At 73.1% G+C, this 26,715-nt stretch carries 29 protein-coding genes and 1 pseudogene; 7 read left to right on the forward strand and 23 right to left on the reverse strand.

Features of this window, described 5'->3' with window-relative positions:
* The coding region (locus EBH09_RS08965) for a CoA transferase (protein WP_153182638.1) at positions 1 to 1,175 on the forward strand (1,175 nt) is incomplete at its 5' end.
* Entirely contained in the window at positions 1,172 to 1,996 is an 825-nt protein-coding gene (locus tag EBH09_RS08970; protein ID WP_121746501.1) for a CoA ester lyase, read from the forward strand. The genes EBH09_RS08965 and EBH09_RS08970, both read left to right, overlap by 4 nt.
* Before the next feature lie 75 nt (positions 1,997 to 2,071).
* Here the strand turns inward: EBH09_RS08970 and lgt are convergent, their stop codons facing one another.
* From lgt to hisI, 10 genes are all read right to left on the reverse strand, one after another.
* Entirely contained in the window at positions 2,072 to 3,097 is a 1,026-nt protein-coding gene (lgt, locus tag EBH09_RS08975; RefSeq protein ID WP_121746502.1) for a prolipoprotein diacylglyceryl transferase, read from the reverse strand.
* Between the two features lie 116 nt (positions 3,098 to 3,213).
* Positions 3,214 to 3,987, reverse strand: coding sequence for a thioredoxin domain-containing protein (locus tag EBH09_RS08980; protein ID WP_193776204.1), 774 nt, complete (start codon positions 3,985 to 3,987; stop codon positions 3,214 to 3,216).
* 86 nt (positions 3,988 to 4,073) lie between these two features.
* The gene (trpA, locus tag EBH09_RS08985) at positions 4,074 to 4,889 is read right to left on the reverse strand and encodes a tryptophan synthase subunit alpha (RefSeq protein ID WP_121746504.1); all 816 of its coding nucleotides are present in this window, start codon (positions 4,887 to 4,889) and stop codon (positions 4,074 to 4,076) included.
* Positions 4,886 to 6,169: a tryptophan synthase subunit beta gene (gene trpB, locus EBH09_RS08990; RefSeq protein ID WP_121746505.1), complete on the reverse strand. Its 1,284-nt coding sequence runs from the start codon at positions 6,167 to 6,169 to the stop codon at positions 4,886 to 4,888. Before trpB ends, trpA begins: the two co-directional genes overlap by 4 nt.
* A 332-nt stretch (positions 6,170 to 6,501) precedes the next feature.
* On the reverse strand, positions 6,502 to 7,311 hold the full coding sequence (trpC, locus tag EBH09_RS09000) for an indole-3-glycerol phosphate synthase TrpC (RefSeq protein ID WP_121746507.1): 810 nt from the start codon (positions 7,309 to 7,311) through the stop codon (positions 6,502 to 6,504).
* Positions 7,312 to 7,428: 117 nt separating this feature from the next.
* Positions 7,429 to 7,887, reverse strand: coding sequence for a DUF2752 domain-containing protein (locus EBH09_RS09005; protein WP_193776205.1), 459 nt, complete (start codon positions 7,885 to 7,887; stop codon positions 7,429 to 7,431).
* A gap of 95 nt (positions 7,888 to 7,982) precedes the next feature.
* Positions 7,983 to 8,234 (reverse strand): HGxxPAAW family protein, encoded by a 252-nt coding sequence (locus EBH09_RS09010; protein WP_121746508.1) that lies wholly within the window; start codon positions 8,232 to 8,234, stop codon positions 7,983 to 7,985.
* Between the two features lie 179 nt (positions 8,235 to 8,413).
* A complete protein-coding gene (locus EBH09_RS09015) occupies positions 8,414 to 9,055 on the reverse strand; it encodes a TIGR02234 family membrane protein (RefSeq protein ID WP_121746509.1) in 642 nt (213 codons plus the stop codon).
* An 85-nt stretch (positions 9,056 to 9,140) separates the two neighbouring features.
* Positions 9,141 to 10,640: an anthranilate synthase component I gene (locus EBH09_RS09020; RefSeq protein ID WP_121747304.1), complete on the reverse strand. Its 1,500-nt coding sequence runs from the start codon at positions 10,638 to 10,640 to the stop codon at positions 9,141 to 9,143.
* 29 nt (positions 10,641 to 10,669) lie between these two features.
* Positions 10,670 to 11,098 (reverse strand): phosphoribosyl-AMP cyclohydrolase, encoded by a 429-nt coding sequence (hisI, locus tag EBH09_RS09025; protein ID WP_121746510.1) that lies wholly within the window; start codon positions 11,096 to 11,098, stop codon positions 10,670 to 10,672.
* Positions 11,099 to 11,179: 81 nt separating this feature from the next.
* Between hisI and EBH09_RS09030 the strand changes: the two genes are divergently transcribed.
* Entirely contained in the window at positions 11,180 to 11,815 is a 636-nt protein-coding gene (locus tag EBH09_RS09030) for a TIGR03085 family metal-binding protein (RefSeq protein ID WP_121746511.1), read from the forward strand.
* Between the two features lie 65 nt (positions 11,816 to 11,880).
* Here the strand turns inward: EBH09_RS09030 and EBH09_RS09035 are convergent, their stop codons facing one another.
* From EBH09_RS09035 to hisD, 9 genes are all read right to left on the reverse strand, one after another.
* Positions 11,881 to 13,155, reverse strand: a complete 1,275-nt coding sequence (locus EBH09_RS09035) for an MFS transporter (RefSeq protein ID WP_238697248.1) — start codon at positions 13,153 to 13,155, stop codon at positions 11,881 to 11,883.
* Positions 13,156 to 13,262: 107 nt separating this feature from the next.
* Complete coding sequence (gene hisF, locus EBH09_RS09040) at positions 13,263 to 14,018, reverse strand: imidazole glycerol phosphate synthase subunit HisF (RefSeq protein ID WP_121746513.1); 756 nt, start codon at positions 14,016 to 14,018, stop codon at positions 13,263 to 13,265.
* Positions 14,015 to 14,419: a RidA family protein gene (locus EBH09_RS09045; RefSeq protein ID WP_121746514.1), complete on the reverse strand. Its 405-nt coding sequence runs from the start codon at positions 14,417 to 14,419 to the stop codon at positions 14,015 to 14,017. Before EBH09_RS09045 ends, hisF begins: the two co-directional genes overlap by 4 nt.
* Complete coding sequence (priA, locus tag EBH09_RS09050) at positions 14,416 to 15,141, reverse strand: bifunctional 1-(5-phosphoribosyl)-5-((5-phosphoribosylamino)methylideneamino)imidazole-4-carboxamide isomerase/phosphoribosylanthranilate isomerase PriA (protein ID WP_121746515.1); 726 nt, start codon at positions 15,139 to 15,141, stop codon at positions 14,416 to 14,418. The genes EBH09_RS09045 and priA overlap by 4 nt, the downstream gene beginning before the upstream one ends.
* A 2-nt stretch (positions 15,142 to 15,143) precedes the next feature.
* Positions 15,144 to 15,788, reverse strand: coding sequence for an imidazole glycerol phosphate synthase subunit HisH (gene hisH / locus EBH09_RS09055; protein WP_193776297.1), 645 nt, complete (start codon positions 15,786 to 15,788; stop codon positions 15,144 to 15,146).
* Entirely contained in the window at positions 15,785 to 15,949 is a 165-nt protein-coding gene (locus EBH09_RS37755) for a hypothetical protein (protein ID WP_031031034.1), read from the reverse strand. The genes hisH and EBH09_RS37755 overlap by 4 nt, the downstream gene beginning before the upstream one ends.
* Before the next feature lie 3 nt (positions 15,950 to 15,952).
* Positions 15,953 to 16,546, reverse strand: a complete 594-nt coding sequence (gene hisB / locus EBH09_RS09060; protein WP_121746517.1) for an imidazoleglycerol-phosphate dehydratase HisB — start codon at positions 16,544 to 16,546, stop codon at positions 15,953 to 15,955.
* Positions 16,543 to 17,673 (reverse strand): histidinol-phosphate transaminase, encoded by a 1,131-nt coding sequence (locus tag EBH09_RS09065; protein WP_121746518.1) that lies wholly within the window; start codon positions 17,671 to 17,673, stop codon positions 16,543 to 16,545. The genes hisB and EBH09_RS09065 overlap by 4 nt, the downstream gene beginning before the upstream one ends.
* Positions 17,670 to 18,995, reverse strand: a complete 1,326-nt coding sequence (hisD, locus tag EBH09_RS09070; RefSeq protein WP_121746519.1) for a histidinol dehydrogenase — start codon at positions 18,993 to 18,995, stop codon at positions 17,670 to 17,672. The genes EBH09_RS09065 and hisD overlap by 4 nt, the downstream gene beginning before the upstream one ends.
* Before the next feature lie 211 nt (positions 18,996 to 19,206).
* Between hisD and EBH09_RS09075 the strand changes: the two genes are divergently transcribed.
* The 4 genes from EBH09_RS09075 to ybaK all read left to right on the forward strand — a co-directional run bounded on the left by EBH09_RS09075 (position 19,207) and on the right by ybaK (position 23,279).
* Complete coding sequence (locus tag EBH09_RS09075) at positions 19,207 to 20,784, forward strand: oxidoreductase (protein ID WP_121746520.1); 1,578 nt, start codon at positions 19,207 to 19,209, stop codon at positions 20,782 to 20,784.
* A 200-nt stretch (positions 20,785 to 20,984) separates the two neighbouring features.
* Positions 20,985 to 22,010, forward strand: a complete 1,026-nt coding sequence (locus EBH09_RS09080; RefSeq protein ID WP_121747305.1) for a hypothetical protein — start codon at positions 20,985 to 20,987, stop codon at positions 22,008 to 22,010.
* Between the two features lie 11 nt (positions 22,011 to 22,021).
* Positions 22,022 to 22,762, forward strand: a complete 741-nt coding sequence (locus EBH09_RS09085; protein ID WP_121746521.1) for an LON peptidase substrate-binding domain-containing protein — start codon at positions 22,022 to 22,024, stop codon at positions 22,760 to 22,762.
* 13 nt (positions 22,763 to 22,775) lie between these two features.
* Positions 22,776 to 23,279, forward strand: coding sequence for a Cys-tRNA(Pro) deacylase (ybaK, locus tag EBH09_RS09090; protein WP_121746522.1), 504 nt, complete (start codon positions 22,776 to 22,778; stop codon positions 23,277 to 23,279).
* Positions 23,280 to 23,474: 195 nt separating this feature from the next.
* Here ybaK and EBH09_RS09095 read toward each other — a convergent pair whose 3' ends face one another.
* The 4 genes and pseudogenes from EBH09_RS09095 to EBH09_RS09110 all read right to left on the reverse strand — a co-directional run.
* Positions 23,475 to 24,170 (reverse strand): AAA family ATPase, encoded by a 696-nt coding sequence (locus EBH09_RS09095; RefSeq protein WP_121746523.1) that lies wholly within the window; start codon positions 24,168 to 24,170, stop codon positions 23,475 to 23,477.
* Between the two features lie 34 nt (positions 24,171 to 24,204).
* On the reverse strand, positions 24,205 to 25,029 hold the full coding sequence (locus EBH09_RS09100; RefSeq protein WP_121746524.1) for an ABC transporter permease: 825 nt from the start codon (positions 25,027 to 25,029) through the stop codon (positions 24,205 to 24,207).
* An 89-nt stretch (positions 25,030 to 25,118) separates the two neighbouring features.
* Positions 25,119 to 26,093, reverse strand: a complete 975-nt coding sequence (locus EBH09_RS09105) for an ABC transporter ATP-binding protein (protein ID WP_121746525.1) — start codon at positions 26,091 to 26,093, stop codon at positions 25,119 to 25,121.
* 143 nt (positions 26,094 to 26,236) lie between these two features.
* A pseudogene (locus tag EBH09_RS09110) lies at positions 26,237 to 26,715 on the reverse strand (NYN domain-containing protein); the annotation flags it as partial.

The raw sequence follows: 26,715 nt of genomic DNA on the forward strand, positions 1-26,715 counted from the left end.
TGACCGGCCTGCGCGTCCTCGACCTCGCCACCCTCTTCGCGGGCCCGCTCGCGGCCACCATGCTCGGCGACTTCGGTGCCGAGGTCGTCAAGGTCGAGCACCCCGACCGGCCCGACCCCTCCCGGGGCCACGGCCCGTCCAAGGACGGCATCGGACTGTGGTGGAAGCTGCTGGGCCGCAACAAGCGCACGATCACCCTGGACCTGTCCAAGCCCGCCGGCCGCACCACCCTGCTGCGCCTCGCCGCCACCGCGGACGTCGTCATCGAGAACTTCCGCCCCGGCACCCTGGAGAAGTGGGACCTGGGCTGGGACGAACTGTCCGCCGTCAACCCGCGCCTGGTCCTCACCCGGGTCACCGGCTTCGGCCAGTTCGGCCCGTACGCGCGCCGCCCCGGCTTCGGCACGCTCGCCGAGGCCATGAGCGGCTTCGCCGCGATGACCGGCGAACCGGACGCGCCCCCGACGCTGCCGCCGTTCGGCCTCGCGGACTCGATCGCCGCCCTGGCGACGTCGTACGCCGTGATGACCGCGCTCGCCGCGCGGGAGCGCACCGGCGAGGGACAGGTCGTCGACATGGCGATCATCGAGCCGATCCTGACCGTGCTGGGCCCGCAGCCGACCTGGTACGACCAGCTCGGCCACGTCCAGCCACGCACCGGCAACCGCTCCCAGAACAACGCCCCGCGCAACACCTACCGCACCGCCGACGGCACCTGGGTCGCCGTCTCCACCTCGGCCCAGTCGGTCGCCGAGCGCGTGATGCGCCTGGTGGGCCGGCCGGAGCTGATCGACGAGCCCTGGTTCGGGTCCGGCGCCGAGCGGGCCCGGCACTCCGACGTGCTCGACGCGGCGGTCGGCGACTGGATCGCCCGGCACAGCCGCGCCGACGTCCTCGCCGCCTTCGAGAAGGCCGAGGCCGCGGCCGCCCCGATCCAGGACGTGCGGGACGTGATGGCCGACCCGCAGTACCAGGCCCTCGACACGGTCACCACCGTCGACGATCCCGAGCTGGGTCCGCTGCGCATGCAGAACGTCCTCTTCCGGCTCTCCGCGACCCCCGGCGCGATCCGCTGGGCGGGCCGCCCGCACGGCGCGGACACCGAGGAGGTGCTGACCGAGCTGGGCCTGACCCCGGCGGATGTGAAGGAGTTGCGCGAGGAGGGCGTCGTATGACCGCACCCCCGCTGACCTGGCTGTACGCCCCGGGAGACCGGCCCCGGGTGGTCGCCAAGGCGCTGGCCGCCGGTGCCGACGTCGTCGTGATCGACCTGGAGGACGCGGTCGCCCCGGACCGCAAGGAGTACGCCCGCGAGGCCACTGCCGAACTGCTCACCGAGCCACAGCCGGTGCCGGTCCACGTCCGCGTCAACGCCCTGGACGGGCCGTTCGCAGCGGCGGAGCTGGCGGCGCTGGCCGCGCTGCCGGGTCTGTCCGGGCTGCGCCTGCCCAAGGTGACCTCCCCGGAGCAGATCACCGGCGTCGCGGCGGCGACCGGCGGGCCGCCCCTGTACGCGCTCCTGGAGACGGCCCTGGGCGTGGAGGGGGCGTACCGGATCGCCGCAGCCCACCCGTCACTGCGCGGCATCGCCCTCGGCGAGGCGGACCTCCGGGCGGACCTGGGCGTACGCGGTGACGCGGGCCTGGACTGGTCCCGCTCGCGCGTGGTCGTGGCCGCGCGGGCGGCGGGGCTGGCGCCGCCGTCGCAGACGGTGCACCCGGACACCCGGGACCTGGAGGGCCTGGCCGCTTCCTGCGCCCACGGCCGGGCCCTGGGCTTCCTCGGCCGGGCCGCGATCCACCCCCGCCAGCTGCCGATCATCGAGCGGGCGTACCTGCCGACCGAACGGGAGCTGGAGGAGGCGGAGACGATCGTCAAGGCGGCCACCGCGCAGCCGGGCGCACTGGCGCTGCCGGACGGGCGGTTCGTCGACGCGGCGGTGGTGGCGACGGCCCAGCGGACCCTGTCGCTGGCCCGGCGGCCCGCCCTGTCCTGACACGGGCGTCCTGACACGCGCCGAGGGCGCCCGGAGAGTTCCCGGGCGCCCTCGGCGACATGCGGCGGCGGGCCGTCAGCCCTTCTTGGCCGAGTCGGCCCCGTTCTTCACGTCCTGCACGCTCTTCTCGTTCTCCACGGTGCCGGTGCCGTCGTCACCGGCGTCCTTGTCGTCCCCGGCGTCCTTGTCGTCACCGGTGCCCTCGGCGTCCCTGGCGTCGGCGTTTTTGGCGTCGGCGTCCGGGGTCCCCTTCGCGTCGTCCCCGGCGTCACCGTCCGAGGACTCCGCGCCCGGCTCGACCACGGCCTCCCGCCCCGGCCGCGTCCGCGCCGAGAGCACCATGTACACCACGGCCAGCAGGAACACGAAGAGCGCGGTCCAGTTGTTCAGCCGCAGACCGAGGATGTGGTGGGCGTCGTCGACGCGCATGTACTCGATCCAGAACCGGCCCGCGCAGTACGCGGCGACGTACAGCGCGAACGCCCGCCCGTGGCCCAGGTTGAAGCGGCGGTCGGCCCAGATGACGAGCAGGGCCACACCGATGCACCACAGCGACTCGTACAGGAAGGTGGGGTGGTACGTGCCCGGCACCCGTCCGTCGGCCGACGAGGTGATCTCCACGGCCCAGGGCAGGTCGGTGGCCTTGCCGTACAGCTCCTGGTTGAACCAGTTGCCCCAGCGTCCGATGGCCTGGGCGAGGGCGATGCCGGGGGCGACGGCGTCGGCGTACGCGGGCATCGGGACGCCCCGGCGGCGGGCGCCGATCCACGCGCCGACCGCGCCGAACGCGATCGCGCCCCAGATGCCGAGACCGCCCTCCCAGATCTTGAAGGCGTCGACCCAGTCACGGCCCTCGCTGAAGTACAGCTGGTAGTCCGTGATCACGTGGTAGAGCCGGCCGCCGATCAGGCCGAAGGGAACGGCCCAGACCGCGATGTCGGCCACCGTGCCGGGCCGCCCGCCCCGGGCGACCCAGCGCTTGTTGCCGAGCCAGACGGCTACGAAGACGCCGATGATGATGCAGAACGCGTAGCCGCGCAGCGGGATGGGACCGAGGTGCAGCACCCCGCTGGACGGGCTGGGAATGAAGGCAAGTTCCATGGCAGGGTCGACGCTACCGTGTCGGACGGTACCCGCGACGGGCAGCCCGGCTACGGGTCCGTAACGGGCGGACGGAAAGAGCACCGCGCGGGCACCCCCGCGCGCGCTCCGCCGCGCTACTTGTTGGCGTCCTGCACCAGCTGCTTCAGCTTCGCCGGTGTCATGGAGCGGTCCTGGTAGATGTTCTTGCCGTCCAGCAGCACGGTCGGCGTGCCGCTGAAGCCGCCGGCGCGGAAGGCCTCGTTGGACTTCTCCACCCAGCTGTTGTGCTTGCCGCCCTCGACGCACTCCTGGAAGAGCGCGGTGTCGAGGCCGTCGACCTTGCCCGCCAGGTCGATCAGCTTGCTCTCGTCGGCGAAGGCGTCGTCGGTCTCCGCCGGCTGGTTGGTGAACAGCACGTCGTGGTACGGCGTGAACCTGCCCGCGTCCTGGGCGCAGGCGGCGGCGTTGGCCGACTTGCGGGAGCCGGTGCCGCCCATGTTCCCGTCGATGATCGTCGCCAGGTGGTACTCGACCTTGAGCTGCCCGGCTTCGGTGAGCTCGTGGATCGTGTCTCGGTACGCCAGCTCGAAGGCCTTGCAGGCCGGGCAGCGGAAGTCCTCCCAGATGACGAGCGTCGACTTGGCGCTCTCCTCGCCGACGGGGATCGCGAGGCTGTCCTTGCCCTGCGCGCCCGAGGGCGCCACGATCGGGCCGGCCGACTCGCTGCCGTCGTCCTTGCCCGCGTTGGCGGCGACCACGCCGATCACCGCCGCGAGGCCCAGGACGCAGACCACGCTCGCCCCGACGATCAGCGCGCGCCTGCGCTTGTCCTTGGACTTCTGCTTCTCGCGCTCGGCCGCCAGCTTCTGACGGGCGGTGCGCTTTCCCTCTCGGTTCTTCTCGCTCACACCCCGCAGAACGAACCGGGGAGGCGCAGCGCGCCTCCCCGGTCCCAGGTCCACCCGTACGAGGGACCTGTGTCACGTGCCTGTCGTCACGCCCGTCCGCGCACGCCCTTCGCCAGGTCGGCGGCGAGCGTGCGGACGCCCTCCAGACCGGCCGCGTCGTCGGGGGCGTCCAGCATGCGCTTGACGAACGCCGAGCCGACGATCACGCCGTCGGCGAAGCCGGCGACCTCGGCTGCCTGTGCCGCGTTGGAGACGCCGAGCCCGACGCAGACGGGGATGCCGGTGGTGGCGCGGGTGCGTCGCACCAGGTCCTCGGCCTGCGCGCCGACCGACCCGCGGGTGCCCGTGACGCCCATGAGGGAGGCGGCGTAGACGAAGCCGCTGCCGACCGCGGTGATCTCGGCCAGCCGCGCGTCCTTGCTGCTGGGCGCGACCACGAAGACGGTGGCGAGCCCGTGCTTGTCGGCGTGCTCCCGCCACAGCGCCGACTCCTGGACCGGCAGGTCGGGCAGGATGCAGCCCGCGCCGCCCGCCTCGGCCAGTTCGGCGGTGAAGCGCTCGACGCCGTAACGGTCGATGGGGTTCCAGTACGTCATGACGAGGATCGGCTTTCCGGTGGCCGCGTGGGCCTCCCGGACGGTGCGCATCACGTCGGCGATGCGCACGCCGCCGCGCAGGGCGATGTCGTCGGCGGTCTGGATGACCGGGCCGTCGAGGACGGGGTCGCTGTGCGGCAGCCCCACCTCGACGACGTCTGCGCCGCCGTCGAGCGCGGCCTTGATCGCCTCGATGCCGCCGTCCACGGTCGGGAATCCGGCCGGGAGGTAGGCGATGAGCGCGGAGCGGCCCTCGGCCTTCGCGGCGGCGAGGGTGTCGTTCAGCAGCTGTACGTTCCCGCTCACTTGGCGTCCCCCTCGATCTCGGCGGTGCCGGCCTCGTCGGCGGCGACCTCGGCGTCGGTGTCGTAGAGCCCGAAGTAACGGGCGGCGGTGTCCATGTCCTTGTCGCCGCGGCCGGACAGGTTGACGACGATCAGCCCGTCCCGGCCCAGCTCCTTGCCGACCTCGATGGCGCCGGCCAGCGCGTGGGCGCTCTCGATGGCCGGGATGATGCCCTCGGTGCGCGACAGCAGGCGCAGCGCCTGCATGGCGGCGTCGTCGGTCACCGCGCGGTACTCACCGCGGCCGGAGTCCTTGAGGTAGCTGTGCTCGGGACCGATGCCGGGGTAGTCGAGCCCCGCCGAGATCGAGTACGGCTCGGTGATCTGGCCCTCGTCGTCCTGGAGGACGTAGGACCGGGAGCCGTGCAGGATGCCGGGCTCGCCCGCGGTCAGGGTGGCCGCGTGCTCGCCGCTCTGGATGCCGTGCCCGGCGGGCTCGCAGCCGATGAGGCGGACGTCCGCGTCGGGGATGAAGGCGTGGAAGAGGCCGATGGCGTTGGAGCCGCCGCCGACGCAGGCGATCGCGGCATCGGGGAGGCGTCCGGCCTGCTCCAGGAGCTGACGGCGGGCCTCGACGCCGATGACGCGGTGGAAGTCGCGCACCATCGCCGGGAAGGGGTGCGGGCCGGCGACGGTGCCGAACAGGTAGTGGGTGCGGTCGACGTTGGCGACCCAGTCGCGGAAGGCCTCGTTGATCGCGTCCTTGAGCGTGCGGCTGCCGGACTTCACGGCGATGACCTCGGCGCCGAGCATACGCATCCGGGCCACGTTGAGGGCCTGGCGGCGGGTGTCGATCTCGCCCATGTAGATGGTGCAGTCGAGGCCGAAGAGGGCGCAGGCCGTCGCCGTCGCCACGCCGTGCTGGCCGGCGCCGGTCTCCGCGATGACGCGGGTCTTGCCCATGCGCTTGGTCAGCAGGGCCTGCCCGAGCACGTTGTTGATCTTGTGGGAGCCGGTGTGGTTGAGATCCTCGCGCTTGAGGAAGACGCGGGCGCCGCCCGCTTCCGCGGCGAAACGGGGGACCTCGGTGAGCGAGGACGGGCGGCCCGTGTAGTGGACCAGCAGGTCGTCGAGTTCACGGGCGAACTCGGGGTCCGACTTGGCCTTGTCGTACTCGACGGCCACCTCGTCGACCGCCGCGACGAGGGCCTCGGGGATGAACTTGCCGCCGAACGCGCCGAAGTAGCCTTCGGCGGTGGGGACTTGGCCCTCCGGGTCGGGGATGAAGAAGTTGCTGGGCATGCGTGAACCTCACGGTGAGTGTCTGGTGTGGGCACGTTCGCCGTGGGGGCGGGGATGATCAGGCCGCTACGGGCCGTCGCTGGGTTGCTCGCGCCCACGCGACGGAGTCGCAGATTCGGTACGGCCCCGCGCCCCTGACGGGGCGCTCGAGCCATCGCATGCCGTTGACCTGACCCGGCTCGTCACCGATCACGTACCGCACCCGGCGGCCGTGCACCCGGCGGGCGGGCGCGCGGCAGCCTCGGGGCCGGCAGCCGCGCGCGAGGCGGGCGTACGGGTCCCGGGCGGCCGGGGTGAGCGGGAGAGTCATCGGGAGCAAGCCTATCGGGGTGTCAGCCGCGCCCGTGCCGCAGTGCCGGGTGTTCGCCGGCGGCCACCAGGTCGGAGACGGCCGTCTTGGGGTCGCGGCCGGTGACCAGGGACTCGCCGACCAGGACGGCGTCGGCGCCCTCGTTGGCGTAGGCGATGAGGTCGTGCGGGCCGCGGACGCCGGACTCGGCGACCTTGACGATGTGCGCCGGGATCTCCGGGGCGACCCGCTCGAACGTGCCGCGGTCGACCTCCAGCGTCTTCAGGTTGCGCGCGTTGACGCCGATGATCTTGGCGCCGGCGTCGACCGCGCGCTCGACCTCGTCCTCGTCGTGCACCTCGACGAGCGGGGTGAGTCCGATGGACTCGGCGCGCTCGATCAGCGACTCCAGCGCCGGCTGCTCGAGGGCCGCGACGATCAGCAGCACGAGGTCGGCGCCGTGCGCGCGGGCCTCCCACAGCTGGTACGAGGTGACGATGAAGTCCTTGCGCAGCACGGGGATGTCCACGCGCGCGCGGACCGAGTCCAGGTCGGCCAGCGAGCCGCCGAAGCGGCGCTCCTCGGTGAGGACGGAGATGACGGCGGCACCGCCCGCCTCGTAGTCCGCGGCGAGTCCGGCGGGGTCGGCGATGGCGGCCAGCGCGCCCTTGGACGGGCTGGAGCGCTTGACCTCGCAGATGACCTTGACGCCGTCGCCGCGCAGGGCGGACACGCCGTCCTTGGCGGGGCGGGCCTTGGCCGCGCGCTCCTTGAGCTCGTCGAGGCTGACGCGCGCCTGCCGCTCCGCGAGGTCGGCACGGACTCCGTCGATGATCTCGTCGAGCACACTCACGCGAGCGGCCCCCTTTCAGACGGCGAAATGTGTGGTCACTGTGATGGTATCCGGAGCAGGACGACGGGCCCGCATCCGGTTGACGCCGGTCCCACTACCTGGACGTTCACCAAGTGATCAAGGGAGGAGCCAGCCACCGAACGGCAGGTTCCGGACAACCGTGAAGACCAGCAGCAACGCCCCCAGCGTCCACAGGTGCACCGGCCCCAGCTCGACCCGCATGGGCCGGCCGCGCGCCACGCGGATCACCCAGACGGTCCACAGCACGGCGAAGCCCAGATAGCCGAGGACGGCCGGAGCGTTGGCGTGCAGCGCGGTCAGCACATCCCCGTGGACGAACGCGTGGGCGCTGCGCAGGCCGCCGCAGCCGGGGCAGTAGATGCCGGTGAAGCGCAGCAGGGGGCAGACGGGGTAGTGGCCGGGTTCGTTGGGGTCGACACTCCCCACGTACGCGAAGGCGCCGACGACGGCCGCGAGCACGCCGGCGGGAACGGCCAGGCCCAGGACGGAGGGCGCGCTCCGCGTCACGGTCCTGTTCTGCGTCTGCTTCCCGGTCTCGGCGTCCACGCGACGCATTCTGCCCCCGCCGGGTCGCACGCGCACGTGAGGGGCGGTCCCGGCACCCTCGTGCCGGTCCGCCCCTCGGGAGGTGCCGTGTCCGGCGTGCCCGGTCAGCCCTTGGCGCCGGCCGGCTCGCGCTCGCCGGCGACCTGGTGCACGGGGTGGTTCTGCTTCGGCTGGCCGAGGCCCATCATGCGCATGATGCCGCCCACGGCACCGCCGAGGAGCACGACCACCATGCCGGCCCAGAAGCCCAGCGGCTGGGCCGCCACCATGAACACGCCCGCGATGCAGAAACCGATGAAGGCGATGATGACACCCGTCCAGGCGGCCGGGGTGTGACCGTGGCTGCTGCCCGACATTGCTTGCTCCTCGTTGCTGTTGTGCCAAGTCTGAGCAGGACGCTCGTGCCCATTGTCCCGCACGGGCGCGCGCGGTGTGAGCGGGGGTACTCCCCACGCGCCACGCGCGCGTGACGGCCGTCGGGCCCGGAGCGCGCGCACGCCGGAAGGCGCCCGCGTGCGCGCGGGTGGACCGCGGCTCAGGCGCCGGTCGGGTCCTCGCCGCGGTCGAGGGCCTTCCAGAGGTCCTCGGGGCGGTCCGGGTCGACGGTCTGCGGCTTGCGGCGCGGGCGCGGGGTGCCGTCGCGCTCGTAACGGCCGGACATCGCCGGCCACAGGCGGCCGTAGCGCAGGGCGAGCAGCCCGGCCAGCAGCAGCAGGGCGCCGCCCACGGCCGCGACGTACGGCCAGGCGGTGTGGGAGAGGACGTCCACGGTGGCCGAGGTGTCGCCGGCGGCCTTCGCGGCCTGCTCGTCCAGGGCGGAGCTGTCGGAGGCGCCGGCCAGCGCCGCGGCGACGGTGCCCGCGCCGCTCAGCGCGAGCAGGGCCGCGACGGCGAACCGGCCCGCGCGGCGGACGGCGAAGACGGCGACGAGCGCGGCCAGGCCCACTATGGCGAGCGCCGCGGGTACGCCCGTGACGTCGCTGCCCTTGGCGGTCAGGGGAAACGCGCCGCCGGCCACCGTCGCGGTGCCCTCCGCCCACTCCTGCCGGGTGGCGAGCAGGGCGACGGCCGCGCCGAGCGCGCCGCACAGCAGTGCGGCGGCGAGGCTCCGGCGGCCGGCCCGGGCGGGTCCTGCGGCTGGGGTACGGGGGTGAGGAACGGCTGTCACGTACTCCACTATCACCCGAACCCCGGGCGAACCGTCACCCGGGGTTCGGATCGGCGGGCGTGAGATCCGCCCCATCCGCGGGAGCCGGACCGTCCTACCGCCCCAGCCGGTTGGCCGTGTGCACCGCGCGCAGCACCGCCGCCGCCTTGTTGCGGCACTCGGTGTCCTCGGCGACCGGGTCGGAGTCGGCGACGACACCCGCGCCGGCCTGCACGTAGGCGGTGCCGTCGCGCAGCAGCGCGGTGCGGATGGCGATGGCGGTGTCGGAGTCGCCCGCGAAGTCGAGGTAGCCGACGCAGCCGCCGTACAGGCCGCGCCGGGACGGTTCGAGTTCGTCGATGATCTGCAGGGCGCGCGGCTTGGGCGCGCCGGAGAGGGTGCCGGCCGGGAAGCAGGCGGTGAGGACGTCGAAGGCGGTGCGGTCCGGGGCGACGCGGCCGGTGACCGTCGAGACGATGTGCATGACGTGCGAGTACCGCTCGACGGACATGAAGTCGACGACCTCGACCGAGCCGGGTTCGCAGACCCGTCCCAGGTCGTTGCGGCCCAGGTCGACGAGCATGAGGTGCTCGGCGCGCTCCTTGGGGTCGGCGAGCAGTTCGTCGGCGAGGGCCTGGTCCTCCCGCGGGGTGGCGCCGCGGGGGCGGGTACCGGCGATGGGGTGGACCATGGCCCGCCCGTCCTCGACCTTGACCAGGGCCTCGGGGGACGATCCGACGACGTCGAAGCCGTCGAGGCGGAGCAGGTACATGTACGGGGACGGGTTGGTGGCCCGCAGCACCCGGTACACGTCCAGCGCGCTCGCCGTGCACGGCGTCTCGAAGCGCTGGGAGGGGACGACCTGGAAGGCCTCGCCCGCGCGGATGCGCTCCTTGATGTCCTCGACGGCCTCCTGGAAGTCGGGGCCGCCCCACAACGCGGTGTACTCGGGCAGCTCGGACGGCGGCAGCGCGGCCGGGGGCTGGGCCACCGCGCGCGTGAGGTCGGCCTCCATGGCGTCCAGGCGGGCCACCGCGTCGGCGTAGGCCTCGTCGACGCCCGTTTCGAGGTCGTTGTGGTTGATCGCGTTGGCGATCAGCAGGACCGAGCCCTCCCAGTGGTCCATGACGGCGAGGTCGCTGGTGAGCAGCATGGTCAGCTCGGGTAGCTTCAGGTCGTCGCGCTCCCCGGGGCCGACCTTCTCCAGGCGGCGCACGATGTCGTAGCCGAGGTAGCCGACCATGCCGCCGGTGAAGGGCGGCAGGCCCAGGTCGTGGGCGAGGTCGCGCGGGGTGTGCAGGGCCTCGACGGTGGCGCGCAGGGCGGCGAGCGGGTCGCCGTCGGTGGGGACGCCGACGGGCGGGGTGCCCTGCCACTGGGCCTGTCCGTCCTTCTCGGTGAGGGTGGCGGCGCTGCGGACGCCGACGAAGGAGTACCGGGACCATTGGAAGGCTGTACGGCCGTTCTCCGCGGACTCCAGCAGGAAGGTGCCGGGGCGTTCGGCGGCGAGCTTGCGGTAGAGCGCGACCGGGGTGTCGCCGTCGGCGAGGAGTTTGCGGCTGACCGGGATCACCCGGCGGTCGGCGGCCAGCTTCCGGAAGGTGTCGAGGTCCATGACGTCCATGTCGTCCATGTCGGCAGACCCTACTGATCCGCGCCGGGCGCGCCGGAGCCCGCGCCGTCGACGCCGTCCGCGCCGTCCGCCTCGTCCGTGAGGAGCACGTCGGCGTCGAAGCAGGTGCGGGCGCCGGTGTGGCAGGCGGCGCCGACCTGGTCGACCTTGACAAGGACGGTGTCGGCGTCGCAGTCCAGGGCGACGGACTTCACCCACTGGAAGTGCCCGGAGGTGTCGCCCTTGACCCAGTACTCCTGCCGGCTGCGCGACCAGTAGGTGCAGCGTCCCGTCGTCAGGGTGCGGTGCAGTGCCTCGTCGTCCATCCAGCCGAGCATCAGCACCTCCCCGGTGTCGTACTGCTGGGCGATGGCGGGCAGGAGGCCGTCGGCGCCGCGCTTGAGGCGGTCGGCGATCTCCGGGGCGAGCGGGCTGGGGCGCCGGGGGGAGCTGCTGGTCATGCGCCCATTGTGCCGCGCGGGACGGACACGCCCCGGGCCTGTCCATTGGGCGGACCCGGCCGGCCGCCGTAGGCTGACTGCATGTCGACTTTCGCCAAGCGTGAACGGCTTCTGCTCGCGGACCTGTTGAAGACGGCGGGTCCGGACGCCCCGACCTTGTGCGACGGCTGGCGGACCCGCGACCTCGCCGCGCACGTGGTGGTGCGCGAGCGCCGGCCGGACGCCGCCGGGGGCACCCTGATCAAGCAGCTGGCGTCCCGGCTCGACCGGGTGATGGAGGAGTACGGCGCGAAGCCGTACGAGGAACTGCTCCAGCTGATCCGCACCGGCCCGCCCCGCTTCTCCCCCTTCCAGCTCAAGCAGGTCGACGAGGCGGCGAACACGGTGGAGTTCTACGTCCACACCGAGGACGTGCGCCGCGCCCAGCCGGACTGGTCGCCGCGCGAACTGGACCCGGTCTTCCAGGACGGCCTGTGGTCCCGTCTGGAGCGCACCGCCCGCCTAATGGGCCGCGGCATCCCGACGGGCCTGGTGCTGCGCCGCCCGAACGGCCAGACGACGGTCGCCCACCGGGGTACACCGGTGGTGACCGCGACCGGCGAGCCGTCCGAGCTGCTGCTGTTCGCCTACGGGCGGCAGAGCGCCGCGAAGGTGGAGCTGGAGGGCGAGAAGGACGCGATCGCGCGACTGCACGAGACGAAGCAGCTGGGGATCTGAGGCGGCCGGGGGCCGGTTGCCGGGCAGCGGCCGGGGAGGCCGGCGCGGGCGGCAGCCCGGGACCGCTACACCGGCAGTTCGGCCCGCCGTACGCCCGGCGCGCACAGTGCGACGACCCCGCCGAGCGCGCAGACACCGGCGCTGACGGCGAAGACCGGGCCGGTGCCCCAGACGCCGATGGCGGCGGCGGACAGCGGCATGCTCAGCGGCGCGATGCCCAGGCTGACGATTCCGCCGACCGCGGTGACGCGCCCCAGGTAGGCGGGCTCGGCCTGGGTCTGCAGCAGGGCCCCGCACATGGCGCCGCTGAGCCCCGTGAGAAGCCCGACGAGCACCGCGGTGCCGACGGCCACGGGGAGGCCGGGGGCCTGCGCCAGGGCGCCGATCGCGGCCGCGCCCGGGATGATGGCACCGGCGGCGACACACCCGGCGCGCGGCAGTCGCCCCCGCACGGTCAGCAGCAGGGCGGCGACTCCGGCCCCCGTGCCGAACCCGGCGAGCACCCAGCCCATCCCGGCCGCGCCCCAGCCGCGTTCGTCCGCGAGCAGGGTCAGGCCGACGTTGAGGGGGCCGACGAAGCCGAGGTCGCCGAGGGCGATGGCCACCATCAGTGGGCCGAGGACGCGGTGCCGGCGGATGTAGCGCAGCCCGCCCACCAGGTCGCGCCACGCGGTGGCCTCCCCCGCGGCGGGCGCGCCGGTCGCGTCGTCGGGCGGCAGTTCGCGCATCCGTACGGAGATCAGCAGCGGCACCGACACGGCGATCAGCAGCCCCGCGAGCGCGAAGGCCGCCGCCGCGCCGCCGACCGCCACGCCGAGCCCGCCGAGCGGTGCGCCCACGACGGCGGCGAAGCGCACGGCGAGGCCGCGCATGCCCTGGACTCGGGCGAGCTGGTCCTTGCCGGTGATGCGGGCCGGGAGCGCTCCGACGGCGGGCAGGAAGAGGGCGTCGACCGTGCCGAAGACGACCGCGAGCAGGGCGAGGAGCCACAGCCCCGGGTCGGTCGCGAAGAGCAGCGCGGCGACCGCCAGCACCGTGGCGCACCGTACGGCGTCGCTGCCGATGACGACCTTGCGCGGCCCGAACCGGTCGGCGACCACCCCGCCGCCGAGCATGAGCAGCGCACGGGGCACCGCGCTGACCGCGGTGACGAGGCCGGCCTGCGCGGGGGTGCCGTTCTGCACGGCGGCCCAGGACAGCGCGAGGTAGAAGACCATGTCACCGACCATGGAGGCGGCGTAGGCGGCGACCCAACGCAGCACGTTGGCGTCGCGGTGGGCCGGGGCGGCGGCGGTCCGGGGTATGCCCGTGCCCGGCACGGCCGCGGTCCCCTCAGACACGGAACGGGGACGAACTTCTCGCAACTTGCGCTTCCCCTAAGTCCTGAAACCCCGCTCCCGACGCCTGGGGTGCCACACCTGCCGGCGCCGTCGAGCAGCGCCCCGAACTAGCGAACGGCGTGTCCCGCCCCCCGCAGCGTCTCCTTCACCTCTCCGATTCGCAGGTCGCCGAAGTGGAAGACGGACGCCGCCAGGACCGCGTCCGCGCCCGCCTCGACGGCCGGGGGGAAGTCGGCGAGGCGGCCCGCGCCGCCGGAGGCGATGACCGGGACGGTCACGTGCTTGCGGACCGCCGCGATCATCTCCAGGTCGTAGCCGTCCTTCGTGCCGTCCGCGTCCATCGAGTTCAGCAGGATCTCCCCCGCGCCCAGCTCGGCGGCGCGGTGCGCCCACTCCACCGCGTCGATGCCGGTGCCGCGCCGGCCGCCGTGGGTGGTCACCTCGAAGGTGCCCGCCTCGGTGCGGCGCGCGTCGACCGACAGGACGAGGACCTGGCGGCCGAAGCGCTCGGCGATCTCGCGGATCAGGTCGGGGCGGGCGATGGCGGCCGTGTTCACGCCCACCTTGTCCGCACCGGCCCGCAGCAGCTTGTCGACGTCGTCGGCGGTGCGCACGCCGCCGCCGACGGTCAACGGGATGAACACCTGCTCGGCGGTGCGGCGCACCACGTCGTACGTCGTCTCGCGGTCGCCCGACGAGGCGGTGATGTCCAGGAACGTCAGCTCGTCGGCGCCCTCGGTGTCGTACACCTTGGCCATCTCGACGGGGTCACCCGCGTCGCGCAGGTTCTGGAAGTTGACGCCCTTGACGACCCGGCCGTTGTCCACGTCCAGGCAGGGGATGACTCGGACCGCCAGGGTCATGAATCCACGGCTCCTCTATACGCTTCCACTTCGACTGACACCAGGACCCGCGAGTCGATGAAGCCCTGCACGACCAGCAGGGTCGTGACCGGGCGTACGGAGTCGAACAGCTCCTTGTGGGCGCGGCCCACCGCATCGACATCGCGCGAATGCGCCAGGCACACACGGGTCCGGATCACGGACTCGATGCCGAGCCCGAACTCACCGATCGCCTCGACCGCGGAGGCGAAGGCGACCTTGGTCTGTTCGTACGGGTCGCCCTCGCCGTACAGCATGTCGCCCTTGAAGGCGGTGGTGCCCGCCACGATGACACGATCACCCGCCGCCACGGCCCGTGCGAAACCGAAGGACTCTTCCCAGGGACTTCCGCTCTGCACGCGCCGTACGGCTTCGGATGTCATGACGACACAGCCTCCAAGGCTTCTTCCAGGGTGAACGCCTTCGCGTACAGGGCTTTCCCGACAATGGCCCCCTCGACACCGGCCGGGACGAGACCGGCGATCGCGCGGAGGTCGTCAAGGGACGACACGCCGCCCGACGCCACGACCGGGCGGTCGGTGGCCGCGCAGACGTTCTTCAGGAGCTCCAGGTTGGGGCCCTGGAGGGTGCCGTCCTTGGCGATGTCGGTGACGACGTACCGGGCGCAGCCCTCCTTGTCGAGGCGGGCCAGCGTCTCGTAGAGGTCACCACCGTCCCGGGTCCAGCCCCGGCCGCGCAGGGTCGTGCCCCGTACGTCGAGCCCCACCGCGATCTTGTCACCGTGTTCGGCGATGACCTTGGCGACCCACTCGGGGGTCTCCAGGGCGGCCGTGCCGAGGTTCACACGCCTGCAGCCGGTGGCGAGCGCCGCGGCGAGGGTGTCGTCGTCACGGATGCCGCCGGACAGCTCCACCTTGATGTCCATGGCCTTCGCGACCTCGGCGATCAGCGCGCGGTTGTCCCCGGTGCCGAACGCCGCGTCCAGGTCGACGAGGTGCAGCCACTCGGCGCCGGAGCGCTGCCAGGCGAGGGCTGCCTCCAGCGGCGAGCCGTAGGAGGTCTCGGTGCCGGACTCGCCGTGCACGAGGCGGACGGCCTGGCCGTCGCGGACGTCGACGGCGGGGAGGAGTTCGAGCTTGCTCATCTCTACAGGGTCTCGATCCAGTTGGTGAGGAGCTGGGCTCCGGCGTCGCCGGACTTCTCGGGGTGGAACTGGGTGGCCCACAGGGCACCGTTCTCCACGGCCGCCACGAAGGGCTTGCCGTGCGTGGACCAGGTGACCTTGGGAGCGGCGATCAGCGGGTTGTGGGACTCCTGGGTCCAGTCGTGGACGGCGTAGGAGTGCACGAAGTAGAAGCGGGCGTCCGCGTCCAGGCCGGCGAAGAGCTGGGAACCGGCGGGGGCCTCGACGGTGTTCCAGCCCATGTGCGGCACGATGTCGGCCTGGAGCGGTCCGACCGTGCCGGGCCACTCGTCCAGGCCCTCGGCCTCCACGTCGTGCTCGATGCCGCGCGCGAACAGGATCTGCATGCCGACGCAGATGCCCATCACCGGGCGCCCGCCGGACAGCCGGCGGTCGACGACCCAGTCGCCGCGCGCGGCCTTCAGGCCGTCCATGCAGGCGGCGAAGGCGCCGACACCCGGCACCAGCAGCCCGTCGGCGTTCATGGCCTTGTCGTAGTCACCGGTGATCTCGACGTCGGCTCCCGCGCGCGCGAGGGCGCGCTCGGCGGAGCGGACGTTGCCGAAGCCGTAGTCGAAGACGACGACCCGCTTGGCGGTGGCGGTCAATTCCACACCTCCAGCCTCAGCACACCCGCGAAGAGGCACATCGCGGCGCCGATGGAGAGCAGCACGATCAGACCCTTGGGCATCTGCTGCTTCGCGAAGGAGTAGATGCCGCCCAGGAAGAAGAGGCCGACGACGATCAGTGCGGTGGACGTACCGTTCATGGGTTACAGCGCGCCCTTCGTGGAAGGCAGGATGCCGACGGCGCGCGGGTCGCGCTCCGAGGCGTAGCGCAGGGCCCGGGCCAGCGCCTTGAACTGGCACTCCACGATGTGGTGCGCGTTGCGCCCGTACGGCACGTGCACGTGCAGCGCGATCTGCGCCTGGGCGACGAAGGACTCCAGGATGTGCCGGGTCATCGTCGTGTCGTACTCGCCGATCATCGGCGCCATCTTCTCGGGCTCGGTGTGCACGAGGTAGGGGCGGCCGGACAGGTCGACGGTGACCTGGGCGAGGGACTCGTCCAGCGGGACCGTGCAGTTGCCGAAGCGGTAGATGCCCACCTTGTCGCCGAGGGCCTGCTTGAAGGCGGCGCCCAGCGCGAGGGCGGTGTCCTCGATGGTGTGGTGGGAGTCGATGTGCAGGTCGCCGTCGGTCTTCACGGTCAGGTCGAACAGACCGTGCCGCCCGAGCTGGTCGAGCATGTGGTCGTAGAAGCCGACGCCGGTGGCGATGGCGGTCTTGCCGGTGCCGTCGAGGTCGATCTCGACGAGGACCGAGGTCTCCTTGGTGGTGCGCTCCACGCGCCCGACGCGGCTCATCCGCTCTGCTCCTGTTCCTTCTTCAGTTCGCGTACCGCATCGAGGAACGCGTCGTTCTCCGCCGGAGTGCCCGCGGTCACCCGCAGCCGGCCCGGCACGCCGTTGTCCCGGACCAGGACGCCCCGGTCGAGGATCTTCTGCCAGACCTCATGGGAGTCCGCGAACCGCCCGAACTGGACGAAGTTCGCGTCGGACTCGGTCACCTCATAGCCGATGGCGCGCAGTTCGGCGACGAGTCGGTCCCGCTCGGTCTTCAGCTGCTCGACGTACTTGAGCAGCGTGCCGGTGTGCTCCAGGGCGGCCAGCGCGGTCGCCTGGGTGACGGCCGACAGATGGTAGGGCAACCGTACGAGCTGGACGGCGTCGACGACGGCCGGGTGCGCGGCGAGGTAGCCCAGGCGCAGGCCCGCCGCTCCGAACGCCTTCGACATCGTGCGGGAGACGACGAGGTACGGCCGCCCCTCCAGCAGCGACAGCAGTGAGACTCCGTGGCTGAACTCGATGTAGGCCTCGTCCACGACGACCATCGAGGCCAGACCCTGATCGGCACGCGCGCTCTGCGCCGCATCGTAGAGCGCGAGGACCGTCTCGGCCGGGACCGCGTTGCCGGTGGGGTTGTTCGGGGTGGTGATGAAGACGACGTCCGGGCGGTGCTCGGCCATGGCCCGCTCGGCCGCGGGCACGTCGATGGTGAAGTCGTCGTGGCGCGGACCGGAGATCCAGCCCGTGCCGGTGCCGCGCGCGATGAGGCCGTGCATCGAGTACGACGGCTCGAAGCCGATCGCGGTACGGCCCGGCCCGCCGAAGGCCTGCAGCAGCTGCTGGATGACCTCGTTGGAGCCGTTGGCCGCCCAGACATTGTGCATGTCCACGGCGTACCCGGAGGTCTCCGTCAGGTACTCGGCGAGCCTGGTGCGCAGCTCGACCGCGTCCCGGTCCGGGTAGCGGTTGAGGTCGCGGGCGGCCTCGCGGACCCGCTCGGCGATCCGCTCGACCAGCGCCTCGGGCAGCGGGTAGGGGTTCTCGTTGGTGTTCAGCCGTACGGGCACGTCCAGCTGGGGCGCGCCGTAAGGGGACTTGCCGCGCAGCTCGTCCCGTACGGGGAGATCGTCGATTCCGAACGTCACTTGCTCTCCGGGACCTTCCAGTCGAACCGTGCCTTGATCGCCGCGCCGTGCGCGGGCAGGTCCTCCGCCTCCGCCAGCGTCACCACGTGGTGCGCGACCTCGGCGAGGGCGTCCCGCGTGTAGTCGACGATGTGGATGCCGCGCAGGAAGGACTGCACCGACAGGCCGGAGGAGTGGCAGGCGCAGCCACCGGTGGGCAGGACGTGGTTGGACCCGGCCGCGTAGTCGCCGAGCGAGACGGGCGCCCAGGGACCGACGAAGACCGCGCCGGCGTTCTTCACGCGGTCGGCGACGGCGGCGGCGTCGGCGGTCTGGATCTCCAGGTGCTCGGCGCCGTACGCGTCGACCACCCGCAGGCCCTCGGCCAGGCCGTCGACCAGGACGATCGCGGACTGACGGCCGGCGAGGGCCGGGCGGATGCGGTCCTCGACGTGCTTGGTGGCCTCGACCTGGGGCTGGAGCTCCTTCTCCACCGCGTCCGCGAGCTCCACGGAGTCGGTGACCAGGACGGCGGCCGCCAGCGGGTCGTGCTCGGCCTGGCTGATCAGGTCGGAGGCGACGTGCACCGGGTCGGCCGTGGAGTCGGCGAGGACCGCGATCTCGGTCGGGCCGGCCTCGGCGTCGATGCCGATCCTTCCCGTGAAGTAGCGCTTGGCGGCGGCGACCCAGATGTTGCCGGGGCCGGTGACCATGTTGGCGGGCGGGCAGGACTCGGTGCCGTACGCGAACATCGCGACGGCGGTGGCGCCGCCGGCCGCGTACACCTCGTCGACGCCGAGCAGGGCGCAGGCGGCGAGGATCGTCGGGTGCGGCAGGCCGTGGAACTCGGCCTGCGCCGGGGAGGCGAGCGCGATCGACTCGACGCCGGCCTCCTGCGCGGGCACCACGTTCATGATCACGGATGACGGGTAGACCGAGCGGCCGCCGGGCGCGTACAGGCCGACCCGCTCGACCGGCACCCACTTCTCGGTGACCGAGCCGCCGGGCACCACCTGGGTGGTGCGGGTCGTACGGCGCTGCTCCCGGTGGACGAGACGGGCGCGGCGGATGGACTCCTCCAGGGCCGCGCGCACGGACGGGTCGAGCTCCTCCAGCGCGCGCGTGAGCGCGGCGGCCGGCACCCGGACCTGGTCGAGCCGGACACCGTCGAACCGCTCGGCGAAGTCGATCAGCGCCGCGTCGCCACGATGATGCACGTCCTCGCAGATCGGACGCACCTTCTCCAGGGCGACCGAGACGTCGAAGTCGGCTCGGGGCAGCAGGTCGCGCAGGGCGGGCCCCTCGGGGAGGTCGTCGCCGCGCAGATCGATTCGGGAGATCACGGAACCAATTCTCTCAGACCCGCGTCGGACACCGTCCGCGCGTATCAATGGCTGATACAGAACGCGACGGGCCGTCGCGGCCAAGGCGGGGCATCGGCGGCCCGCCGTCAGTTCGTGGTCACTTTGAGTGTTCGGAGGGTCACCCAGTGGGCATGAACGGTTGTACGAAGAGTGAGCGACCGACGGGTAGTTGAGGAGGGAGTGAAGCGCCGTGACCGAGGGGGCCGGCCACCGTGACGGAGAGCTGCCGGACGACCTGACCGCCACCGAGGCAGGCATGTGGCAGGCCTTCCGCAACGGCAGCGTGTACGACCTGAGCAGCGGGGACACGCTCGTCGACGACCCGCACGGCGGGCAGCCGTGGGGACCGGAGCGGACGGTGCGGGCCCGCATAGTGTGCTGGCTGCTTCTCGACGGTCCGCCCGCGCTCGCGGGCCGGGTGTCCTCGCTGCAGCTGGTGGGCGTGCGGATCAGCGACACGATGGATCTCGCGGGCGGCACGGTGGTGCCCTACGTGGAGTTGCGGAGCTGCCGCTTCGAGCGGGAGGTCCTGCTGCCGGAGAGCCGCTTCACGACCGTACGGCTGGTGGACTGCTACGTGCCCCGGCTGGAGGCGGCCCGGCTGCACACGGAGGGTGACCTGCACCTGCCGCGCTCCCGTTTCCCCGGCGGAATCCGCCTCACCGACGCGCGGATAGGCACCGACCTGCTGCTCAACCAGGCCGTCGTGCACCGCGACCGCAGTGGCCGCTCCATCGCCGCGGACGGCATGACCGTCGGGCAGGACCTCCAGGCCGAGATGCTGGAGTCGTACGGCGAGGTGAGTCTGCGCAGCGCCCAGGTCGGCGTGTCGCTGAGCCTGCGCGGCGCCCGGCTCCTCAACCCGTACACACGGCACGCGCTGAACGCCCCGCAGCTGACCGTGGAGCGCACGCTGTACCTGACGCCGGCGGGCCTGGGCAGCCCCCTGCTGCGGGGCACGACTCCGGTACAGGGGACGCGAATCCAGCGGTTCGAGTGCGAGGGCGGGGTGCGGCTGGACGACGGGCGGTTCGGCGACGCCGTCGACTTCGAGCACGCCCGGTTCACGTTCACCGACGAGCAGGAGCTGTCGCTGCGCCGCGTGCAGACGCCCGAGCTGCGGTTCCTGGGCGAGCGGCCGGCGCGCGGCCGGGTCGTGCTGTCGGGGGCGCGGGTGGTCAACCTGATGGACCGGGCGGACAGCTGGCCGGGCCCGGGCCGGCTGCACATGGGCGGCTTCACCTACGAGAACCTGGTGCCGCGGGGCCCGTTCCCGCTGGAGAAGCGGCTGCGGTGGGTGGGCGCCGCGACCGCCGAGTACAACCCGGAACCGTACGAGCGCCTCGCCGCCGTGCTGCGGGCGGGCGGCGAGGACGAGGACGCCCGCGAGGTGCTGCTCGCCAAGCACCGCCGGCGCCGCGAGAGCCTGCCGATCGCCGCGAAGCTGGTGGGATACGCGCAGGACTGGACGGTCGCCTACGGTTACCGGCCGGGCCGGGCGGCGGTGTGGATGGCGGTGCTGTGGGCGGCCGGCTCGGTCGCCTTCGCACGCGCCGACCCGCCACCGCTGAAGAGCGGCGAGCATCCGGACTGGAACCCCGCCCTCTTCGCCCTCGACCTGCTACTGCCGGTCATCGAGCTCGGCCAGGTCGGCCACTGGCAGCTCCACGACAGCTGGCAGTGGCTGTCGACGGCCCTGATCCTGCTGGGCTGGATCCTGGCGACGACGGTCGCGGCGGGAGCGACGCGGCTGCTCCGGCGGAACTGACTGCCCCGGGGCGGCGCGGCTTCCCTCACGGGCAGGGCGGCTTCCCGTCACGGGTAGCGCGGTCCCCGCACCCGCACCCGCACCCGCACCCGCACCCGCACCCCACGAGATCGGCGCAGGCGGCACGGGTGGGAACACGAACGGCCGAAGGCGAAGCCGAGCCGCACAACCATCACCAACCGTCGGCCGTCGTACTGGCCATGCTGCGCGCGTTCCTTCGGACGGCGGCCCGGGCCCGCTCCCGGACGTCACGGCCCGCCCAAGACGACGACGTGCTCCTCGACGCCCCCGAAGACCGTCTCGCCCCGGCCCTGGTCGCGGCGGCCCAGGGCGAGTACGCGCCCGCGGCCGGCCTCCTCGCCGAAACCCGTGAGAACGCCGACTGGGAGCACCGCGACCGCTACGCGACCCGGCTGGCCGCCTTCGCCCGCTCACGCGCCGAATGGCTCGAGAACTGGCGCGCCACCGCCCCGGACGACCCCGACGCCCTGCTGGTCGCGGCCCGCCTGACGGTGGACCGTCATTGGGACTCACCGGCCCGAGCCGAACTGCTGCGCCAGATCACCCCCGCGGTCACCGCCGCCGCCGAGGCCGCCGGACGCGACCCGGTGCCGTGGCGGACCGCGCTGGACGCGGCAAGGGGCGCACGCGCCGGACACGCCGAGTTCGAGCGGCTGTGGGCGCAGGCGGTGCGCCGCTCCCCGCATCACTACGGCTGCCACGTCGCCGCCCTGGAATACCTGGCCGCCGCCTCGCCCGCCGCCCACCGCGAGTGCCTGAACTTCGCCGAGACGGCGGCGCAGGACGCGCCCGAGGACGCGCTCGTACGGGCGCTGCCGGTACGAGCGGCCTTCACCTGTCTGACCACGGACGACGACGGCGACGCGGCCGGTGTGCACCGGACTCGCCTGGACGCGGCGGCGGACCGCGCGATCGCCCTCTCGGCGGCCCACCCGGCGGCCGACCCGTGGCCGGCGGAGCTGCGGAACCTCCTGGCGTACGTACTGGTACGCCTGGAGCGCCACCAGGACGCGGCGGAGCAACTGCGTCTGACCGGCCCGTACGTCACGTCCTTCCCCTGGGCCCGGGACACGGACGACCCCCTCGGCAGCTTCCTCCGGGTGCGCGCGGACGTCCGTGCGGCGGTGGCCTCCGGGTCCAAGACGACAGGTTCAGGTCATCCACGAAGTGGGCACGGCGGTCGCGTCCGCCCCGGCGACCATTAGGCTTCTGCGTCGTGACCACCGTCCGGCTTCCCCTCTTCCCCCTGAACTCGGTTCTGTTCCCGGGGCTGGTGCTCCCGCTCAACATCTTCGAGGAGCGCTATCGCGCCATGATGCGCGAGTTGCTGAAGACCCCCGAGGACGAACCGCGCCGGTTCGCCGTCGTGGCGATCCGTGACGGCTACGAGGTCGCCCAGACCGAGCCCGGCCTGCCCGACCCGACGACGACGCAGGAGCGCGGGCCGGCGGCCGGGTTCGGCACCGACCCGGTCAAGGCGTTCCACAAGGTGGGGTGCATCGCGGACGCGGCGACGGTCCGGGAACGCGCCGACGGCACCTTCGAGGTACTGGCGACCGGCACGAACCGGGTGCGGCTGCTCTCGGTGGAGGCCTCGGGCCCCTTCCTGACGGCCGAGCTGGAGCCACTGTCCGAGGAGCCCGGCGACGAGGCGGGGGCGCTGGCCGAGGGGGTGCTGCGGTCCTTCCGGCAGTACCAGAAGCGGCTCGCGGGGGCACGCGAGCGGTCGCTGACGACCGGCGCCGAACTGCCGGACGAGCCGGGTGTGGTCTCCTACCTGGTCGCCGCCGCGATGATGCTGGACACACCGACCAAGCAGCGTCTGCTCCAGGCCCCGGACACGGCGTCCCGCCTCCGGGACGAGCTGAAACTCCTTCGCGCCGAGACGGCCATCATCCGTACGCTGCCGTCCCTGCCCGCGTCGGAACTGACGCGCGGCCCGACGAGTCTCAACTGAGGTACCGGCCCGCATGGCGAAGAAGTCGAAGAAGCAGCAGCAGTCCGGTGGCACCCCGGCGACGGTGGCGCTCGCGGCGGCCGGCGTGACGTACGCGGTCCACGCGTACGAGCACGACCCCGCCCACCCGTCCTACGGCGAGGAGGCGGCCGAGGCGACGGGCGTCTCGCCGGAGCGGGTCTTCAAGACGCTGGTGGCGGACGTCGACGGCGCGCTGACGGTCGCCGTGGTGCCGGTGGCGGGCCAGCTGGACCTGAAGGCGCTGGCGGCCGCGGTCGGCGGCAAGCGGGCGGCGATGGCCGACCCGGCCCTGGCCGAGCGCACCACGGGCTATGTGCGGGGCGGGATCTCGCCCCTGGGCCAGCGCAAGAGGCTCCCGACGGTCCTGGACGCGTCCGCCTCGGGCCACGCCACGATCTGCGTCTCGGCGGGCCGCCGCGGCCTGGAGGTGGAACTCGCTCCCGAGGACCTGGCCAAGCTCGCGGACGCGGTCGTCGCCCCGATCGGCCGCGCGTAGCCCCTCGACGGGGGCCCGGTTCTCGGCTAGTCAGACAGGACATGTCGAAGAGAACCCGCAAACGCAGGTGGCGCATCAAGAAGCGCAAAGCCAACCACGGCCGCCGCCCCGCCTAGGGGCCTGTCCGACAAATCCCGTCGTCCGCTCGGACGCCGCGGGGCAGGCGGGATTCGTCAGACAGGCCAGAGGGGTGGGCTACGCCGACTTCTCCCCGTACGGTCCCGCCGGATACCGCTGAGGCGCGGGCCAGGGGTCGGGCTCCGGGTCCCGGGGCCCGAACAGACCCGTCAGTCCCAGGTGGACCACCAGCGCCGCCACCGACCACGCCAGCAGGGCCCCCTTGGCCCCCAGCTTCAGTGGCGCGGAGAACGTCACTCCCTTGCCGACGTCCTTCGCGTGGGCGATCACGTCCTGCGCGGGCCCGAGCCACACGCCGACCCGCCACGCCAGCAGCGACCCGAGCAGCCCGCCGACGCCCAGCGCCACCACCAGCGGCACACCGCCGCGCCGTCGCAGCAGGAAGACGATCACCGCGCTGAGTGCCCCGAACGCCAGCGCGAGCAGGGTGAACGTGCCGTCGACGCCGACCGCGTGCTCGCTCTCGGACTCCTTGAGGTAGACGACCCACTCGTCGCCGACCAGATCCCCGACCAGCGGCACGCTCGGTGCCAGCTTCCACCACAGCACGCCCAGCAGCACGCCTGAGATCGCCACCGCCACCACGATCACGGCGGCCTGACGCACTTCGGTCAACATCCCGGGGCCGTCCTGTTCGCCGTGGTGGTCGTACGCGGCGCCCACCGCGTGCGCGCCGACGGGCGACGGCACCGGCCCGCCCTGGTACGACGAGCGTTCGTTCGGGGGCGGTGGCGGAGTCAAGGGTGCGGTCACCCCGCCATCGTGCCAAACCCGCCTGTGCGGCGCGTCACCGGACGGCGGCCCGGCGGTACGCCCAGGTGGCGACGGCCAGCGAGATCACCCCGACCACGGCGCACACCGCGAGGTCACCGAGGACGAAGGCCCAGTCGGGCCGGTCGCCGAACGTACGCGCGAAGGCCTCTACTCCGTACGTGGAGGGCAGCAGGTCCCGCGCCAGGCGCACCGCCTCCGGCATCCGCTCGGCGGGCAGCACGCCCAGCAGCAGCGCCGCCGACATGCCCAGCTGGCCGAGCAGCGTGGCGAACTCCGGCCGGGGCGCGAGCAGGCCCAGCGCCGCGCCCAGCCCGGCGAGCGCGGCGCCGGCCAGCGGGATCACGGCCACCAGCACCCACAGATGCGTCATCGGCAGTCCGAACAGCAGACACCCGAACACCGCCGTCACCACGGTCCCCGGCACGGTGAACGACGCGTACGCGCCCGCCGCGCCCAGCACCACCGCGGCCGGCGGCACCGGCAGCGTCGCGTAGTGGTCGAGGCCGCCGCTCGCGCGCAGCTGGCCGAAGTACTGGGCGAGGAGGTTCAGCGCCACGAAGGCCACGACGAGCACCGCCGACCCGGCGACCACGGCCTGCGCCTCGCCGCCGCCGTCCACCACCCCGCGCATCAGGATCATGATGCCGATCGACTGGAAGGTGGCCACGAACAGCAGCGGGATGCGCGCGACCCGCGCCCGGGACAGCTGCGCCCGGTACACGGCCGCCAGGGAGGGCCACAGCCGTGCCTTGGGGCCGAGCTCGGCCGCGCCGACGGGGCCCTGCTCCTCGACGGCCAGGGCGCCGCCCGGCAGGACATCGGCGGGTACGACACTCACGTCGCGCTACTCCCCTTCGGTCGGGTCGTTCGAAGCGGTCGCCCTGACGGGTACGGATGCGGCGGCCGTTGTGCTCACCGATCGGGTGCTCAAGCCCTCACCAGTCCCTGTCGCGCGGCGCCGCCCAGCGCCAGGTAGACGTCCTCCAGGCTGGGCGTGGCGAGGGTGAAGTCGTCCAGGGCGGCGAAGGCGGCGCCGCCGGTGACGGTGGCGACGACCGCGCGGGCCTCCTCGGGAGCGAGACGCAGCGTCCAGCGGCGCCCCGACTCGGTGGCGCGGTCGCGCAGGGCGGCGACTTCCGGGACGTTGAGCGGTGCCGTCTCGCGCCACACCAGGTCGACGCGGACCTCTCCGGCGACCTTCTCCTTGAGCCCGGAGGGCGTGTCGCAGGCGATCACCCGCCCCCGGTCGAGGACGGCGACCCGGTCCAGCACGGTCTCGGCCTCGATGACGTTGTGGGTGACCAGCAGGACGGTGGTGCCGTGCTCGGCGCGCCGCCGGTCGACGGCCGCCCACACCGCGCGCCGGGCCACCGGGTCCATACCGGTGGTCGGCTCGTCCAGGACGAGCAGCGAGCGCTCCCCCACCAGCACGGCGGCGAAGCAGGCCAGCCGGCGCTGCCCGCCGGAGAGTTTCTTGATCGGGCGGGCGGCGAGCGGGGTCAGGCCCAGCTCGTCGAGGACGGCGTCCCGCTCGGCGCGCGCCTGCCGCACCTCCAGGCCGCGCAGCCGTGCGGTGGTCTCGGCGGCGAGCGACACGGTCAGCTCGTCCAGGGCACTGGACTCCTGCCCGAGGTAGGCGAGGATCCGCGCGGCCCGCTCCGGATGGCGCACGATGTCGTGCCCCAGGATCTCCACGCTGCCGCGGTCGGGCCGCATCAGCCCGGTGAGCTGGCGTACGAGGGTGGACTTGCCGGCGCCGTTCGGCCCGAGCAGTCCGAAGATCTCACCGCGGCGGATCTCCAGGGTCACGTCGTCGGTGGCCCGCACCTCGGGAGTGGCGGGAACGCCGCGCCTGCCGCGTACCGCCGGATAGGTCTTGGTCAGTCCGCGCACCACGCACACGGCATCGCCACCGGGTCGAAGTGCCTGTGCCGCGCGCGTACTCACAAGGGACGAGACTACGGGGTCCGTCCCTCCGCCCCGCCCTCGGGTCCGCCCATAAGTGTCGATTCAGCCGGGGAAAGCCAGGGGGAGGCCGGAGGCTCTCACTCCCCCGCCGGGGTGCGCTCGGTCGCCGTTCGCACATCGATCTCCCGCCAGAACCCGGCCCGGATGGCGTACCGGTCGTGCTCGTCGATCTGGTCGTCCTTGTGGGCCAGCAACCCGAAGCGGGCCGCGTAGCGCAGCAGCTCCCCGTCGACGCGGTGCGGGATGCGCGGGTACATCCCGGAGAGCTTCTGCAGGTGGCCGTGGTCGCCGAGGCGCTCCAGCCAGCGGCGGGCGAAGACCTGCCCGACCTCGTACGGGTCACCGCCGACCGTGGTGATGTCCTCCTCGCGGTCGGCCCAGCGCTGCTCGGCCGTGGTCAGCTGGGCCAGCGTCGGCAGCGAGACGGCCTCGGGCGGCTCGGCGCCGGACCGGTCGACCCAGCCTTTGTCGGAGGACCAGCGCAGGGTCGCGGTCGGGGGGTGCGGGGCGGGGTGGGCGGCTCCGGGTGCGCGCAGGGCGGCGAGGTCCTTGGGGG

Source organism: Streptomyces sp. E2N166, from assembly GCF_003671715.1.
In the GTDB taxonomy this organism is placed as follows: Bacteria; Actinomycetota; Actinomycetes; order Streptomycetales; family Streptomycetaceae; genus Streptomyces; species Streptomyces thinghirensis.

Excerpts from the sequence above, each read along its gene's own strand:
- hisB (WP_121746517.1), bottom strand. The coding sequence starts at position 16,546 with ATGAGCCGCGTCGGGCGCGTGGAGCGCACCACCAAGGAGACCTCGGTC.
- EBH09_RS09020 (WP_121747304.1), bottom strand. The coding sequence starts at position 10,640 with ATGGACCTCGACACCTTCCGGAAGCTGGCCGCCGACCGCCGGGTGATC.
- EBH09_RS09010 (WP_121746508.1), bottom strand. The coding sequence starts at position 8,234 with ATGTCGGGCAGCAGCCACGGTCACACCCCGGCCGCCTGGACGGGTGTC.
- EBH09_RS09005 (WP_193776205.1), bottom strand. The coding sequence starts at position 7,887 with ATGCGTCGCGTGGACGCCGAGACCGGGAAGCAGACGCAGAACAGGACC.
- lgt (WP_121746502.1), bottom strand. The coding sequence starts at position 3,097 with ATGGAACTTGCCTTCATTCCCAGCCCGTCCAGCGGGGTGCTGCACCTC.
- EBH09_RS37755 (WP_031031034.1), bottom strand. The coding sequence starts at position 15,949 with ATGAACGGTACGTCCACCGCACTGATCGTCGTCGGCCTCTTCTTCCTG.
- EBH09_RS09080 (WP_121747305.1), top strand. The coding sequence starts at position 20,985 with ATGCTGCGCGCGTTCCTTCGGACGGCGGCCCGGGCCCGCTCCCGGACG.
- ybaK (WP_121746522.1), top strand. The coding sequence starts at position 22,776 with ATGGCGAAGAAGTCGAAGAAGCAGCAGCAGTCCGGTGGCACCCCGGCG.
- EBH09_RS09045 (WP_121746514.1), bottom strand. The coding sequence starts at position 14,419 with ATGACATCCGAAGCCGTACGGCGCGTGCAGAGCGGAAGTCCCTGGGAA.
- hisI (WP_121746510.1), bottom strand. The coding sequence starts at position 11,098 with ATGACCAGCAGCTCCCCCCGGCGCCCCAGCCCGCTCGCCCCGGAGATC.
- EBH09_RS08970 (WP_121746501.1), top strand. The coding sequence starts at position 1,172 with ATGACCGCACCCCCGCTGACCTGGCTGTACGCCCCGGGAGACCGGCCC.
- EBH09_RS09030 (WP_121746511.1), top strand. The coding sequence starts at position 11,180 with ATGTCGACTTTCGCCAAGCGTGAACGGCTTCTGCTCGCGGACCTGTTG.
- priA (WP_121746515.1), bottom strand. The coding sequence starts at position 15,141 with ATGAGCAAGCTCGAACTCCTCCCCGCCGTCGACGTCCGCGACGGCCAG.
- trpB (WP_121746505.1), bottom strand. The coding sequence starts at position 6,169 with ATGCCCAGCAACTTCTTCATCCCCGACCCGGAGGGCCAAGTCCCCACC.
- hisF (WP_121746513.1), bottom strand. The coding sequence starts at position 14,018 with ATGACCCTGGCGGTCCGAGTCATCCCCTGCCTGGACGTGGACAACGGC.